Raw genomic sequence first — 14145 nt, 5'->3', positions numbered from 1 at the left:
GGAATGACCGGTTGACCTGGTCAACCAGAGATCCTTCGACGCTGGATCCCGATTCTGGCGGCCGGTGGGGAGGTGCTTTCCCGTCACACAGGAGAGGTACCTTCTGGACATGCATACTGTCGCCGTCCTCGCCCTGGACCAGGTGATCCCGTTCGACCTCTCCACTCCCATCGAGGTCTTCACGCGCACCCGCCTCCCGGACGGCCACCCCGGATACCGGATCCGCGTATGCGCGGAGCAGCCGGAGACCGACGCGGGCGCGTTCACCCTGCGCGCACCCTGGGGGCTGGAGGGTCTCAAGGGTGCGGACACGATCATCGTGCCCGGCACCGCCCGGCCCACCGTCCCGCCGACTCCTGCCGTCCGCGACGCACTACGGGCCGCCGCCCAGGACGGCACGCGCATCGCTTCCATCTGCTCGGGCACGTTCCCTCTGGCCGCCACCGGCCTCCTGGACGGCCTGCGCGCCACGACCCACTGGATCGCAGCCGAACTCCTCGCCGCTTCCTACCCGGACATCGAGGTCGACCCGGACGTCCTCTACGTCGACAACGGCCAGATCCTCACGTCGGCCGGCGCCGCCGCAGGACTGGACCTGTGCCTGCACATGATCCGCAAGGACTACGGCTCGGCCGTCGCCGCCGACGCGGCCCGGCTGTCCGTCATGCCTCTGGAACGTGAGGGCGGCCAGGCGCAGTTCATCGTCCACGACTACGCGCCCACCCCTCGGGGCAGCACCCTCGAGCCACTCCTCGCCTGGCTCCAGGACAACCTCGGCACCGAACTCACCCTTGCCGACATGGCCGCCCACGCCGGGGTCAGCACCCGAACGCTGATACGCCGCTTCCGCGAACAGACGGGAACCACCCCACTCCAGTGGCTCCACCGCGCCCGCATCCGCCAGGCCCAGCATCTGCTGGAATCCACCCAGCACACGGTTGAACGCATCGGCGCCCAGGTCGGCTTCGGCTCACCGACCGCCTTCCGCGACCGTTTCAAGAAGTCCACCGGTGTCAGCCCCCACAGCTACCGGCGCGCCTTCAGCTGACAGGGGAGGAGTTCCCAGGTCACTAGCGGGTCAGTGTCTCGAAGCCGGAATCGGCGCAGTACTGCACGACGCGTCCTTCCGCCTCGGAGTCCTTGTTGTTCACCGCTGCCACCGTCGCCTCCGCCAAGGTGCGCCCTTCGCCGACGGTCTCGTCCCGGAGCGGTCGCATCGCGCGGAAGGCGTCATGGGCGACGGCCCCGACCTCGTCGTACCCCGACGGATCCGGCGGGTCCGTGTCTGCCGCGTTCCGTGCGTTCTGCCAGGTTCCCAGCTGCGTGCAGTAGTTCTCCCGCAACTCCGTCAGCCGCCGCTCGTCCTTGCCCTCGGACGAGGAGCATCCCGCCGCTACCACCACCATGGCGATGACCGGGACCACCGCCTTCAGCACGCGCACCACGTCTACCCCCTGGCTGAAACTGCGTCAGCTCGTCGCTGTCGCCTGCAAATCCCGCAGCAGGATACCTGTATTGGGCACCTTGGTCATCGGCAGCGTTCGCCCTTGCGTGAGAGCCGGTCGGCGCCCGGGCGTCGCCGGACAACTCGACTCGCCTCCCACGGGTGCGGCTCCGGGGTCAGTGCGCTCCGGCGACTCGTCAGTGGTCCCCTTCGACGAGTTCCCGCAGCATGCGTCGCTGGTGGCGATGGCCGATCGTCTCGTAACCGATCACGGTGACGAAGGGGGCGAACATGATGACGAGCAGACACACAGCGATCGCGCCTCCGGCCGCGGACAACAGGACGGCCGCGAGAAGTACGGCGAGGGTGACGGCGATCAGGAGCAGGTGGAAGCGGTCTGCGGCGGACAGCAGCAGGGTGTGCAGCAGATAGACCATCAGCAGGTAGAGGCCGACCGGGATGGCCAGGGACAGGACGACGGCGACGTCACCGAGCTCCGAGTGGTGTTCCAGTTGCAGGCCGGCCATGTGGAGTCCGGCGCCCGCACCGGCGATCCCCATGAACAGGGGGATGTGTCCGTACCCGAAGAGGTATCCGCGGTTGCGGCGGTGCACGAGGACATCACCGAAGGGGGTGGAGAAGTACACCCACCACATGCCGAAGGTCAGTCCGACACCGGCGACGACGACGGCGATGGCGTTCCAGCTCCAGTGCAGTCCGTCCACGCCACCGAGGAGCTCGCCCGAGGAGGCGACGGTGCCGACCACGCTCTCGCCGAGAACGATGATCGCGAAGAGGCCGTAGCGCTCGGCCACGTGGTGGGGGTGCCAGGGGGTTCCGCCCGCACCGCCTTGCGTGAGCACCGGAACGGCCAGTTCCAAAGCCCCGAGCACGGCGAAGGCGACGAACGCGACACCGAGCGGCGGCTGCGTGAATCCGACCACGACCCAACCGAGCTGAGCGGTCACGATCCAGCGGATGTTCGCCGTGCAGACGGCACGGTACGAGGGGGATTCCCGGGAGGCGCGCCACCACTGCAGCACGATCGCGATGCGCATCACGACGTATCCGAGCACCATCACGCGCAGTTCGAGGTGTCCCCCCTCCTCGACGGAGTGGAACATGGCGGGCAGACCGAGTGAGAACACGACAACGCCGATCATCTGCACCATCGTCAGTGCCCGGTCGAGCCAGTCGTCGGTACCGAAGGCGGAGGCGAACCAGCTGAAGCTGATCCACGCGACGCTGATCGCGAACATCGCCAGCACGAACGCGGTGACCGCCTGCCCCGGATGCCCCTCGGCCGCCATCTCGGCGAAATGGGAGGCCGCCGTACCGACCGCGACCACAAAGGTCAGGTCGAACAGCAGCTCCAGTGGAGAGGAGGACCGGGCGAGTTCCTCCGGGTCACGGCCCGTCATGGGCACCAGGCGATGCGCCGGCTTGCCCTCGTCGGTGCCGGCCCGGTGCGCGGAGTTCATGGGCGGCATTATGTTCGCTGATCACTTGCTGTGCGATGACCTCCGGCGCGGGTCGGACCACCGGACGAGGGACGCATCGCGGGGCGGGGTGGGGGAAGCGGCTCGTGTGGCTGAGCTGGATGGATGTCGCCTCATGCGGCGCGCCGCGCCCGCCGACGGACACGGCAAGGAGGCGGCGTGACGTATGGTCAGGCGCCCTGTCGAGTAGGGACGGTCGGGCGAACGCCCCCGCGCAGTGTGCCTTCGCCGAGACGTCTGCCGCACCGCGTGTCAGGCCCCGAGAGCCCGGCGTGATCCGAATGGGAGGCGCTAGCATGCCTCCCATGCCGGACGCCTTGCCCCGCCCCGAGCCCTTCACCCCGCAGACCGCATCCGCGGCGCTCGAGGACCTCCGGGCACGGCTGCGCGCGACGCGCTGGCCCGACGCGCCCGAGGACGCCGGGTGGTCGCTCGGGACCGACGTCGCCTACCTCCGCGAACTCGTCGCCTACTGGGCGGACGAGTTCGACTGGCCTGCGCAGGAGGCGGCGCTCGCCCGGCTGCCCCACTTCCGTGTCCCCCTCGGCGGCCACGGGATCCACTTCGTGCACGTCCGGGCCGTAGGCGCGCCTGCCGGGTCCGCCCTGCCGCTGGTCCTCAGCCACGGCTGGCCGGACTCGTTCTGGCGCTACGCGAAGGTCATCCCCCTCCTCACCGATCCCGGCGCGCACGGCGCCGATCCCGCCGACGCGTTCGACGTGGTGGTGCCCGACATGCCGGGCTTCGGGTACTCCGACCGCCCCACCGGACCGCCTCTCGATTCCATCGCCGTCGCCGGTCTGTGGGCCGAGCTCATGGACGTCCTCGGCTACGAGCGGTTCGGCGCGGCGGGCGGGGACATGGGCAGCCACGTCAGCCGCTACCTCGCGCTCGACCACCCGGACCGGGTCGTGGCCGTTCACCGCACCGACGGAGGGCTGCCCGTCTTCACCGGCGACCCCGCGGACCTCGCGCCCGAGGAGAGCGCCTGGATCGAGAGCGCCGCGGCCTGGGGCGCGACCGAGGGCGCCTACGCCGCCATGCAACGAACGAAGCCCCAGACCGCGGCCTTTGGCCTCAACGACTCGCCGGCCGGGCTCGCCGCGTGGATCGTCGAGAAGCTCCGGGGCTGGAGCGACTGCGACGGCGACGTCGAGAGGAGCTTCACGAAGGACGAGATCCTCACGAACGTCACCCTGTACTGGCTCACGGGGACGATCGGCTCGTCGATGCGCATGTACCGCGCGAACGCCGCGATCCCGCCCACCCAGCACGCCCGTCGGGTCGACGTGCCCTCCGGCTTCTCGATCTTCCAGGGGGATGTCGTCCGCCCACCGCGAGCATGGCTCGAGCGCACGACGAACGTCGTACGCGTGACGGAGCCGCCGCGCGGTGGGCACTTCGCGCCGTTCGAAGAGCCCGAGCTCTACGCACAGGAGCTGCGTGCGTTCTTCCGCCCCTACCGGGCGGCGACGGACTGAGGGCCGCCGTCGCGTGGAGCTCAGAGCCCGGTGACCTTGGCGCCGGCCGACAGTTCGTAGACCAGGGTGACCGTCCGGTGACCGTTGGGCGGGAGGGTGACGTCCCAGCGGGCGATGCCCTCGGCGTCGACTGCATCGGGCGCGGGGGAACAGGCTTCCTCGCGCACGCGGACCTCCACCGCGGAGACTTCGGAGACCGGGAGCCGCTCGCGCAGGGCGACCATCTGGTCGCCCTGCTCTCCGGGGGCGGAGAACCGGGACAGGTGCAGTCGGATCGTGCGAGTGATGACGGTCCGCTGGGTGATTCCGGTGGTATCGCGTGACTCCTCGGCCTGCCGGACCACCCGGTGGTCGTCGCAGCTGCCGAAGGCGAGCTCCACGGGGGCGCCGGGGGCGGTGAAGTCCAGCGTTCCGCGGCCGCTGAATCCCCTGTCGCGGACGAGGTCCACGGGTCCGGCGAGCAGCGCATGCCCCGCCAGGTTGTCGCATCGCACCACCCGGGTGACCAAGGGGGACAGCTCGGGCGAACAGGCGTACTCACTCTGTGCGGCCGTCGTGAAGGTGGACAACGGCACGCGGTGCGCGTGGCCGTCACTGGGCACGGAGACCGGCGCCGGGGACCGCAACACCCGTGCTTCGCCGCCGTCGTCGACCCCCGGCAGGCCGAGCACCGAGGACGGACCGAGGTTCCCGATCTCCTCCTCCCGCAGCTCGATGTCGACCGTGCGGCGCTCCGCGACGGACCGGTCCGTGAGGGTCAGCCGGTCCTCTCCCAGACGCGGCGGATCCGTGGCGAGCGCCGAGCGTGCCGTCGACAGCGTCATCCGTACGTCCGACCAGTCCTCGCCGGTGCGCTGCCAGATCATGGCGTCGGTCTCCAGCGTCAGGGAGTCCCCGTCGAGCACGGCACGGTACGCGGGACGCCACAGCGCGCACGGGGTGAGGTGGCTCAGGCGCAGCCCGACGGGCCCGGCAACCGCCGTCTCCACGGTCAGCTCGACATGGCCGACGAGCTCGGCCGGTTCGTCCTCGGACACGTAGAGAGCTCGCTGCGCCTCCCCGAGTTCGTCGGCGAGGGCGGCCAGCCGGGCCTGCGCGGTACGGAGTTGCTCTCCGCACGAGTCGCGCTCCTCGTCCACCCGGTCCAGTTCACGTACCCAGCGGGGTCCGTCGGTCTCTCCGGAACCGGCACCCTCGCCGATCTCCCGCAACAGATCGGCGGCGAGGCGGCCGAGGAGGTCCCGGCGGGTCTGCAGCCGGTCGCGCCGCTGGGCCAGAGCGAACTGTTCCTCTTCGAGCGCGTGTACCCGCCGACGCAGGGCGGAGTCGTCATCCGTGTCCGGCCGCGGCCCGCGCGGCGTCCAGCTGCGGGTGATCCGCACGTCGAGTACGGCCGCCGTGTGATCGGCGGTCAGCTCGGCGTGGAGGGTCCGGTCGACGGCCATCGCGCTGACCGGTCCGAGGCGCAACCGGTTGACTCCCGCCTCCAGGTCGAGCACGACGGCACGCTCGACGTGGGCGCGGTCCTCCAGACAGGTGACGGCGGTGACGGGCAGGGCGATCGGCTTCGGGGCTGTGGTCATGGGCGTGTCAGCTCCTGCGGTTGCCGCCGACGAGGGCCTTGCCGGCCGGGATTCGGATCTCGTACCCGCCGTCGAGCACGGCGGAGCCGCCGGCGGGCAGGTCCACCCGCCAGACGCGGGTGCCGGGGGCATGGCGATCGGACCCCTGGCTGTCTTCGGGTGTCGTCCAGTCGGCGCGTTCCACGATCCGGACATCCGGTTCGGAGGTGACGGGCACCCGTTCCCGGACCTCGAGGGTGATGGGTGCCGAGAGGCGGTTGGCCAGCTCCACGTGGACGCGGTGGTCGAGCACGGTGGTGTTGTTGCGCAGGCCCGAGGTGGACTCGTCGAGGTTCGTACGGCGGGTGACCTGAACGCCCTCGGCCGGTCCGAGCCCGACCTGGCAGACGCCACCGGGGGCGACCGTGGGCAGTGCCGCGGTCAGCAGGAAGTCGTCGTCGACCGTGACCTCCACCGGGCCCGCGAGCAGAGCCTGGTCGGTGGCGTTGGAGAGTATCAACGTCGCGTACACGGTCGGTTCCACGGACGGCAGGCACAGGTACTCGGTGTGCAGACCGACCGGGATCTCGCCGACGGTGATGGTGTGCCAGGTGCCGTCCGACGGAATGTCGGCGCGGGCGGCGGGGTCGTAGCGGTGGTCGAAGGAACCCGCCGACTCGCGGGGCCGCACGGAGTGCCCGGGCAGCCGCAGCGCGGCCACCGATTCGGCGCGGCGCCGGTACTCGGCGGCCACCGGGTCGAACGGAGAGCCGGGGAACAACCGGCCCCTGCGACCGCCGGGCTCGTCGGGGCCGCACAGGACGAGGCCGGTGTAGTCGAGCTCCGCGCCGCTCGGCCGCGGCGGACCGGCCGCCGGTACAGGAGGCGGCGGCGGTGCGGCTCCGCCAGGAGCCGCGGGTGCCATGGGGGCGGGGGCAGCGAAGGTCCGGCCACCGGAACTCCGACCGGTACCCGGGGCCTGGACCGGCCGAGCGACAGCGGGCATTGCGCCGGTGAAGGCCTCGGGGAAGGCCCCGCCCGTGCCGCCCGGCACAGGAAGCGCGCCGGTGGCCGCGCCGTAGCCCTGCGGTGCGGGGGACGGCGGCGGTGGCGGCGCGACGGGCCAGGACGGGGCGGCGACGGCGACAGGCACCGCGGTGCTCGTGGCGGGGCGCGGGCCCGCCGCGTCGTAGCCGGCGAACAGGTCGGCGAGGCCGGCCGGGGGCTCGCGCCAGCCGGACGGCGCGGGGGCGGGCTGGCGGCGCCCGATCCGGATCGAGCGGAGCCTCGGCAGCTCGGTACCGCGCCGCAGGTCGGCCGTGGCCAGGGCGATGGACACGTCGGTCCAGTCCTCGCCGGTGCGCTGGGCGACCGAGGCACGCAGCACCAGACGGCCGCCGCGGTCGCCCTGGCGGTGAGTCAGGCGGTAGGCGGGCACCCAGACGGCTCCCGGCACCCCGTACTCCAGTTCCAGTTCGACCTCCGCGTCTGGGTCCACGCCCCCGGCAGGGGTGCCGGAGGCGTCCACGATGACGACGGCCGAGACCGTGGTCTCCACGTGTGCCGACGGCGCGTCCGTCGAGGCGCGGGCAAGCCTGTCCTCGGAGACGTCGAGCTCGTGCCGGATACGACGCAGCGCCTCCTCCGACTCGACGAGGCGGGTGTGCAGTCCCGTCAGCCGCTCTTGCACGAAGTCGGCGAGCTCCAGCCACGCGTCGACCGGGGTGCGACGGTGGGGTTCCTCACGTCTGCGGGCCGGCGGGACCGGGTGCAGAGCCCTGACCTCCTCGATCAGGCTCACCAGGTGCTCCCGGCGATGCTGCGCCGCCGCGTACTCGTCGCGCAACTGCTCGACCTTGCGCTGCAACTCGTCGGGTGCGGACGTGCCGAGAGGCTCGGCCTCGACCTCCACCCGAGCCTCACTGACGCGAACGCCAGGGGCACCCAGAACACGGGCCCGCAGCGACCCCGGGTCCAGCGATCGGGGGAGTCCCGTCACCCGCACCCTGCCACCCGGCGGCACACTGACCCGCGCCAGGCGGCGGCAGACCGCGCCCTGCTCGTACACCACCACAGAATCGAGGGTCGACCCCCACCTCTGCGCTGCCTCGGCCGTCATGTCTTCCGCTCCCCCCGGTCGGTGCTGGGCGAAGCCTACGCCCGGACGTCGCGCGCATCCGCGTCGAGTCCCGATGCCGGTGGACTGCCGTGCGATCGGTACGACGGCGTTGTCCGTGACCGGGGTTGCGGCGGTGGTGGAGCCGTTGGCGGTACCGCAGCGGCGCCGGCCATCTGGCTCAGGACACGAACCACCGCAAGATCAGACCGTAGAGTGACTTGCCCAGATCGCCACGTCGAAAGAAGAGCCGTGCCCCGCATGACGGCGGCTGCTCTACGTCTGGACGCTGTCTTCCAGTCCCACCTCGAGGACTACCGGCGCCGGTCCTCACTGTTCTCACCTCACACACTCCGCCAAGCGGCCCGGTTCGAGGCCGAACGCGGTCTTCCCGTCCGGGCTCTCGAACACGCCGTCCGTTGCTGGCGTGGCTTCGTGCGCCGTCCAGGACGGCCGCTCTACCTGCCCGAACCACATCTGCCCGGCTACGACATCTGGGACGACCGCCTCCTGATAGAGCCAGCCATCGGCGCTCTCGACAGACGAGCAGCCCGGGAAATCGCATCGGTCGTCAAAGAAGCCGATGCCGACTTCCTGGCACGCACTCTGCCCGACCCCCACACTCCAGACGCCTGGCCGTGGTGGCGTCGCAGATGCCACGCCCTGGGTGACATCTTGCGCGTTCCATCACAGGCGCCTGATCAGCCGGAAAAGTCCTAGTTGTCGAACCAGACGACGAGGCGGACGCTGTCCGGACCGTGGCGCTCGGCAAGGATGCGCATCACGGCCCACACGTCGCCCCAGTGCTCGTCCGGGACAGCCTGCCGCCAGGCGCGTTCAAGCTTCCCTGGCGTTCCCGCTGCCGAGGGCCCAGGCGTCGATGTCGCGGTAGTGGATCGGTCCAGGGCTGCGGCCGACATTGCTGCCGACCAGGTGCAGGCGTTCGGCAGGCCATCGCCGACCGGTGAAGGCGGCGAGCCCTGCGGCGATTTCCACCGCCGAGGACCGATCGCCCCGGCGTGCACGGGCCAGTGTCAGGTGCGGGCGCAGAGGCCGGTCCTCGAAGGCGACACCGCAGCTCTTGACCGCCGTACGCACATCGGCCGCGAGCATGTGCAGCTCATCGAGGTCTCCGTCGATCCCGCTCCACAGCACCCGGTCGTCGAAGCTGCCGCTGCCGCGCAGTGCCAGGCGGGGCGGTCGGTGGTGCGCTGCGAGTTCGGCGAGTGGCGAGCGCAGCAGCGGAACCGTCTCGGCCGGGAGTTCCCCGAGGAACGCCAGGGTGATGTGCCAGTCCTCGATGCGATTCCACCGCATCTGAGGGTGCGTGGCGTAGGAGGGGCGCAGCTCCCGGGCGAGTTCTTCCTTCGCCTGGTCGGGCGGGGCGAGAGCGATGAACACGCGAACGGTCGCGGGCTGGGTCTGTTCGTTCACACCGGACTTCGTACCGCATCCGGACGGTCGATGTGACGGGCGGGGGTGTGATGCGGTGGGACGGGGTGTGACGCGGTGAGTCTGTTTTGAGGAGTTTCATCCGCCGCCGTCGGCGGCGTCGGGTCAGGAACGCACCTGTGCCGACAGGGAAAACAGATCGACGGGCCCGGTTCCGCACGTGAGTATGCGAGGGCAAGCGATCCAGCCGCCCGGAGGTTCCGTGGGATCCAGAGACGCCGACATCGACTTCACCTTCACGAGTCCGACCACCGTGCGCGCCGTTCTGGACTCCGTGGCTGCGGCCGGCTGGTCCGCCGTGCAACGGGGTGGCCACGTCTCGTACATGGTGAACGACCCGGACGACAACTACGAGTGGTACGACAGCGCGGCCGACCGTATCGACAAGGTGCTGGGGGTCTTGGACGCGACGGCGAACGAGCCGTACACGGTGGCCCTCGACATCTATCACCCGGAGGCGAAGACAGGCGGCATGCTCATGTTCCCTTCCGGTCGCACGGGCGTGTTCTTCATTCCTACGATCGACCGGCGGCGCATTCCTGCGGCGCCGGAATTCACCGACCTTTCCTGGTACCTGAACGCGCTCGTCCCCGCCCTCGCGACCGCGGGCCTCAGAGGGTACGAAGCGCATGAGATCCGCTACTGACAGCGGCCCCGGCCAGGCGTGATGACGACGTGGGACCGGATCGCCCGCTCGGAGGCGGTCGCGTCCCACCGCTACTGTGTGGCATTTGAATGCATGGCCGTCAGCGCCTGCAACCGACTTGAGTGGAGGATGCCATGAGTGAGATGTGGACCGGCGAGAAGGTGCGTCTGCGAGGCGTCGAGGCGGACGACTGGGAGTGTTTCCGTGACCTGGCCCAGAACACCGTAGACGTCCGCAATGCCGACCTGGTCGAGCCCCCGCGCTCGGACGGGAGCTTTCGATCCTGGACTGCTGAACGTGCGGGGCGCCCGCCGGGGGGCGCAGCATTCCGGCTGGTCGTCGAGGTGCTGGACGACGGCGCGTTCGCGGGGGCTGTGACGGTCGGAGAGACCGACACCCGTGCCGGACGATTCAAGACCGGAATCGAGATCAGCCGGGATCACCGCGGGAAGGGGTACGCGGCTGAGGCCACCGAGCTGGTCCTCACCTACATGTTCGCCGAGCAGCGCCACAATAAGTGTGAGGTAGAGGTCTACTCATTCAACGACGCTTCCCTCGCCCTCTACCGCAGGTTGGGATTCGTGGAGGAGGGGCGGCTTCGGCAGCATGAGTTCTTCGCCGGCAGCTACCACGACGTCGTGCTGTTCGGTATCACCGCCGCCGAACACTGGGCCGCACACCCGTACCCGGCTTTGCGGTGACCCCGTGCTCGGTGCGGGAACCGGAACCGGAACCGGAATGTGAGGGGAGCTCGATCGGCGGCGAGGCCCTGCGCAGACGGATGCTGGCGTGAAGATCTGAACAGTGGTTCACTTGTTGCATGGCCTACCGCAAGACACCCGCTGTGCAGGACCGCCTCGCCGCCGCCAGGGAGCATCTGGTGGAGCAGGCGACCGCCGTCGTGGCCGATGTGGGCTGGGCGAACGCATCCGTCACCGTGGTCGCCGCGGCGGCCGGGATGTCGGTCGGTTCGGTCTACCAGCACTTTCCTTCCAAAGGCGCGCTGGCCGTCGAGGTCTTCCGCCGCGCATCGGGACGGGAGGTCGAGGTGCTCGGCAAGGTCCTCACGGAGGGCGGCGGTGACCCGGTCGAGCGGCTCGCGCTGGGCGTCGGCGTCTTCGCCCGCCGTGCCATGGAGTCCCCCGGTCTGGCCCACGCCCTGCTCGCCGCCCCGGCAGAACCGGCGCTCGGCCAGGAGCGGCTGGGGTTCCGGCGCCGCTACCGCAAGGTCTTCGCCGAGGTGATCCGCGAGGGAATCCACACAGGTCTGCTGCCCGACCAGGACCCCGAGGTCACCGCAGCCGCGTTGACCGGTGCGATCGGCGAAGTGCTCGTCGACCCACTGTCCGCTCCCGCCGAAGGCGCCGACGCCGACCATCTGGTCGCCGAACTGGTGGCGATGGCCCTGCGTTGCGCGGGTGCTGCCACACCCCTCGACGCCAAGCCGGACGCCACTGCCGACGCCGACGCCGACCAACTGTGACCACGCCCGGGTACGACCCCGAGTCCGGAGGACCGCGATGACCACGACAGCAGACGCCGCACTGCGCAGCGACCCCACCGCACGCACCCACGAGGTGACCAACCAGCCGCCACCGCTGGTCGGCCACGACGTCGCCGACGACGCCGTACTGCTGGAGGGAGTCCATCGTGAGGGCGCCGGGTGGTACGAGGAGGACCTGCACCGCATAGGCCGGCTGGCAGGCTCGGAGCAGGTCCAGCGCTGGGCCGAGGAGGCCAACCGCAACGAGCCGGTGCTGCGTACCCACGACCGCTACGGCAACCGGATCGACGAGGTGGACTTCCACCCCTCGTACCACGCGCTCATGGAGGTGGCGATCAGCGAGGGCCTCGGTGGCGCGCCGTGGGCCGATGCCCGGCCCGGCGCCCATGTGGCGCGCGCGGCGGGCTTCATGGTGTGGAGTTCGGCCGAGCAGGGGCACGGCTGCCCGGTCTCGATGACGTATGCGGTCGTCCCCGCCCTGCGCTCGGCGCCGGAACTGGCCGCTCTCTACGAGCCGCTGCTGACGAGCCGGACGTACGACCCCGGCCTGCGCACGCCTGCCGGCAAGAGCGGCCTCCTCGCGGGCATGGGCATGACGGAGAAACAGGGCGGCACCGATGTGCGGGCCAACACCACCGTCGCCACCGAACAGCCCGACGGCACCTGGCGGCTGCGTGGCCACAAGTGGTTCACCAGCGCCCCCATGAACGATGTGTTCCTGGTGCTCGCCCAGGCTCCGGGTGGCCTGTCCTGCTTCCTGGTTCCGCGAGTGCTCCCGGACGGCAGTCGCAACACCTTCCGCATCCAGCGGCTGAAGGACAAGCTGGGCAACCGCAGCAACGCCAGCAGCGAGCCGGAGTTCGACGACACCGTTGCCTGGCCGGTGGGCCGTCAGGGGCAGGGCGTGCGGACCATCATCGACATGGTCACGATGACCCGGCTCGACTGCATCCTGGGCTCCGCGTCAGGGACCCGTGCCGCGCTCGCGCAGGCCGCCCATCACGTCAGGTACCGCTCCGTGTTCGGCACCAAGCTGATCGACCAGCCGCTGATGCGCAACGTCATCGCCGACCTCGGTATCGAGTCGGAGGCGGCGACCACCCTGGCGCTGCGGATCGCGGGAGCGACCGACCGTGCCCAGCGCGGCGACGCGGGGGAGCGGGTGTTCCTGCGGCTGGCCACGGCGGTCGGCAAGTACTGGGTGTGCAAGCGCCAGCCGGCGGCGGTCGCCGAAGCCCTGGAGTGCCTCGGCGGCAACGGCTACGACGAGGCATCGGGAATGCCCCGGCTGTACCGGGAGGCTCCGCTCAACGGTCTGTGGGAGGGCTCGGGCAACGTCAACGCACTCGATGTACTGCGTGCCCTGACCCGCGAACCCGAGTCCCTCGACGCCTTCGGCGCCGAGATCGACATCGCCGCTGGTGCGGATGCACGACTCGACGCGGCCTGGCGGCAGTTGCGCGGCGAACTGGTGCTCACCGAGGACGTGGCCCTGCGCGCCCGCAGGCTGGTCGAGCGCATGGCGCTGGTCCTGCAGGGCTCCCTGCTCGTCCGGCACGCCCCGGCCGCCGTCGCCGACGCGTTCTGCGCCTCGCGGTTGGCCGGTGACCAGGGCCTGGCCTTCGGCACGCTCCCGGCCGGCACCGACCTGTCCGGTGTCATCGCCCGGCTCCCGGGGGCTTCCGGCTGACTCCGTTTCCGTAGAACACGGGGCGGTCATCGACGCAGGGGAAGCACGGATCGCGGCTCCGCCGGCACCTTCGGCCGCGGTGGTGCCGGCGGACACCATGCTGCGTCGAGGCCTGCGGCCTGCTCGGCTGCCCACCGATGTCACGAAAGTGGGCCGATGGTTCGTCATGCAGGAGAGCGGCATCCCATGACGGACTGCTCAGCAACGCTACGCACCACAGAATCGGAGAAATTGTGTTCGCCGCCTATGTCACGGTCACCATCCTCGGCGCGGTCTTCAACGGCGCCGCGGCCGTCACCTACCTGATCGGCCACGAATACCCCAAGACCCAGGCGGACATGAAGGGGCTGGACCGGAAGTGGGTACCGGTGCTGGGCATACTGCTGGCGGCGGGCACCGTGGGGCTGCTGGCCGGCCTGGCCGTGCCACTCCTGGGAACTCTCGCCGCCTCGGGCCTCGTGCTGTACTTCATCGGCGCGATCATCGCCCATCTGCGGGTGGGGTCCCGCAACATCGTGGGCGGGATCGTATTCCTCCTCACCGCGGTGGCCGCCCTGGCACTGGGCCTGGCCCACCACGGCGCCTGGTAAGCAGGCCCGCAGTCCGGCACAGAGCCGGACGCCGAGCCCGACCCCGAAAACAACCCCGGGGGGGGGGGGGGGGGGGCCCGGGGTGGCGCCCCCCACCCCCCCCCCCGCCCGCGCGGCGGGCGGGCGGGCCGGCGGCCCCAGGCCCCGCGGGGCAGGGGGGC

At 70.8% G+C, this 14145-nt stretch carries 12 protein-coding genes; 7 read left to right on the top strand and 5 right to left on the bottom strand.

Features of this window, described 5'->3' with window-relative positions:
- Positions 1–109: 109 nt before the first annotated feature.
- Positions 110–1048: a GlxA family transcriptional regulator gene (locus ACFW9O_RS26305; protein ID WP_384612651.1), complete on the top strand. Its 939-nt coding sequence runs from the start codon at positions 110–112 to the stop codon at positions 1046–1048.
- Positions 1049–1070: 22 nt separating this feature from the next.
- Here the strand turns inward: ACFW9O_RS26305 and ACFW9O_RS26300 are convergent, their stop codons facing one another.
- Both ACFW9O_RS26300 and ACFW9O_RS26295 read right to left on the bottom strand, forming a co-directional pair.
- Positions 1071–1445: a hypothetical protein gene (locus ACFW9O_RS26300; protein WP_384612649.1), complete on the bottom strand. Its 375-nt coding sequence runs from the start codon at positions 1443–1445 to the stop codon at positions 1071–1073.
- Positions 1446–1641: 196 nt separating this feature from the next.
- Positions 1642–2925, bottom strand: coding sequence for a low temperature requirement protein A (locus ACFW9O_RS26295; protein ID WP_384612647.1), 1284 nt, complete (start codon positions 2923–2925; stop codon positions 1642–1644).
- A gap of 323 nt (positions 2926–3248) precedes the next feature.
- Between ACFW9O_RS26295 and ACFW9O_RS26290 the strand changes: the two genes are divergently transcribed.
- Complete coding sequence (locus ACFW9O_RS26290) at positions 3249–4424, top strand: epoxide hydrolase family protein (protein ID WP_384612645.1); 1176 nt, start codon at positions 3249–3251, stop codon at positions 4422–4424.
- Between the two features lie 20 nt (positions 4425–4444).
- On the opposite strand, the gene ACFW9O_RS26285 is transcribed toward ACFW9O_RS26290, so the two are convergent.
- The 3 genes from ACFW9O_RS26285 to thpR all read right to left on the bottom strand — a co-directional run bounded on the left by ACFW9O_RS26285 (position 4445) and on the right by thpR (position 9536).
- Positions 4445–6007: a mucoidy inhibitor MuiA family protein gene (locus ACFW9O_RS26285; RefSeq protein ID WP_384612643.1), complete on the bottom strand. Its 1563-nt coding sequence runs from the start codon at positions 6005–6007 to the stop codon at positions 4445–4447.
- Positions 6008–6014: 7 nt separating this feature from the next.
- Positions 6015–8105 carry a DUF4139 domain-containing protein gene (locus ACFW9O_RS26280; protein WP_384612641.1) on the bottom strand — a complete coding sequence of 697 codons (2091 nt, stop codon included), beginning with the start codon at positions 8103–8105 and terminating at the stop codon, positions 6015–6017.
- Between the two features lie 834 nt (positions 8106–8939).
- Complete coding sequence (thpR, locus tag ACFW9O_RS26275) at positions 8940–9536, bottom strand: RNA 2',3'-cyclic phosphodiesterase (RefSeq protein WP_384612639.1); 597 nt, start codon at positions 9534–9536, stop codon at positions 8940–8942.
- 220 nt (positions 9537–9756) lie between these two features.
- Here thpR and ACFW9O_RS26270 point away from each other — a divergent pair, with 220 nt between their 5' ends.
- From ACFW9O_RS26270 to ACFW9O_RS26250, 5 genes are all read left to right on the top strand, one after another.
- Positions 9757–10200: a hypothetical protein gene (locus tag ACFW9O_RS26270; RefSeq protein WP_384612637.1), complete on the top strand. Its 444-nt coding sequence runs from the start codon at positions 9757–9759 to the stop codon at positions 10198–10200.
- Positions 10201–10334: 134 nt separating this feature from the next.
- Positions 10335–10901, top strand: a complete 567-nt coding sequence (locus ACFW9O_RS26265; protein ID WP_384612635.1) for a GNAT family N-acetyltransferase — start codon at positions 10335–10337, stop codon at positions 10899–10901.
- 119 nt (positions 10902–11020) lie between these two features.
- Positions 11021–11683, top strand: coding sequence for a TetR/AcrR family transcriptional regulator (locus tag ACFW9O_RS26260; protein WP_384612633.1), 663 nt, complete (start codon positions 11021–11023; stop codon positions 11681–11683).
- Positions 11684–11720: 37 nt separating this feature from the next.
- Complete coding sequence (locus tag ACFW9O_RS26255; protein WP_384612631.1) at positions 11721–13394, top strand: acyl-CoA dehydrogenase family protein; 1674 nt, start codon at positions 11721–11723, stop codon at positions 13392–13394.
- Positions 13395–13627: 233 nt separating this feature from the next.
- On the top strand, positions 13628–13984 hold the full coding sequence (locus ACFW9O_RS26250) for a DoxX family protein (protein ID WP_351181566.1): 357 nt from the start codon (positions 13628–13630) through the stop codon (positions 13982–13984).
- Positions 13985–14145: the final 161 nt, after the last annotated feature.

Origin of the sequence: Streptomyces sp. NPDC059499 (assembly GCF_042749285.1) — a bacterium.
In the GTDB taxonomy this organism is placed as follows: Bacteria; Actinomycetota; Actinomycetes; order Streptomycetales; family Streptomycetaceae; genus Streptomyces.
The sequence above is the reverse complement of the archived record's forward strand: the minus strand, read 5'-3'. Positions and strand labels throughout refer to the sequence as shown.

Excerpts from the sequence above, each read along its gene's own strand:
- ACFW9O_RS26305 (WP_384612651.1), top strand. The coding sequence starts at position 110 with ATGCATACTGTCGCCGTCCTCGCCCTGGACCAGGTGATCCCGTTCGAC.
- ACFW9O_RS26295 (WP_384612647.1), bottom strand. The coding sequence starts at position 2,925 with ATGAACTCCGCGCACCGGGCCGGCACCGACGAGGGCAAGCCGGCGCAT.
- ACFW9O_RS26290 (WP_384612645.1), top strand. The coding sequence starts at position 3,249 with ATGCCGGACGCCTTGCCCCGCCCCGAGCCCTTCACCCCGCAGACCGCA.
- ACFW9O_RS26285 (WP_384612643.1), bottom strand. The coding sequence starts at position 6,007 with ATGACCACAGCCCCGAAGCCGATCGCCCTGCCCGTCACCGCCGTCACC.
- ACFW9O_RS26280 (WP_384612641.1), bottom strand. The coding sequence starts at position 8,105 with ATGACGGCCGAGGCAGCGCAGAGGTGGGGGTCGACCCTCGATTCTGTG.
- ACFW9O_RS26265 (WP_384612635.1), top strand. The coding sequence starts at position 10,335 with ATGAGTGAGATGTGGACCGGCGAGAAGGTGCGTCTGCGAGGCGTCGAG.
- ACFW9O_RS26260 (WP_384612633.1), top strand. The coding sequence starts at position 11,021 with ATGGCCTACCGCAAGACACCCGCTGTGCAGGACCGCCTCGCCGCCGCC.
- ACFW9O_RS26255 (WP_384612631.1), top strand. The coding sequence starts at position 11,721 with ATGACCACGACAGCAGACGCCGCACTGCGCAGCGACCCCACCGCACGC.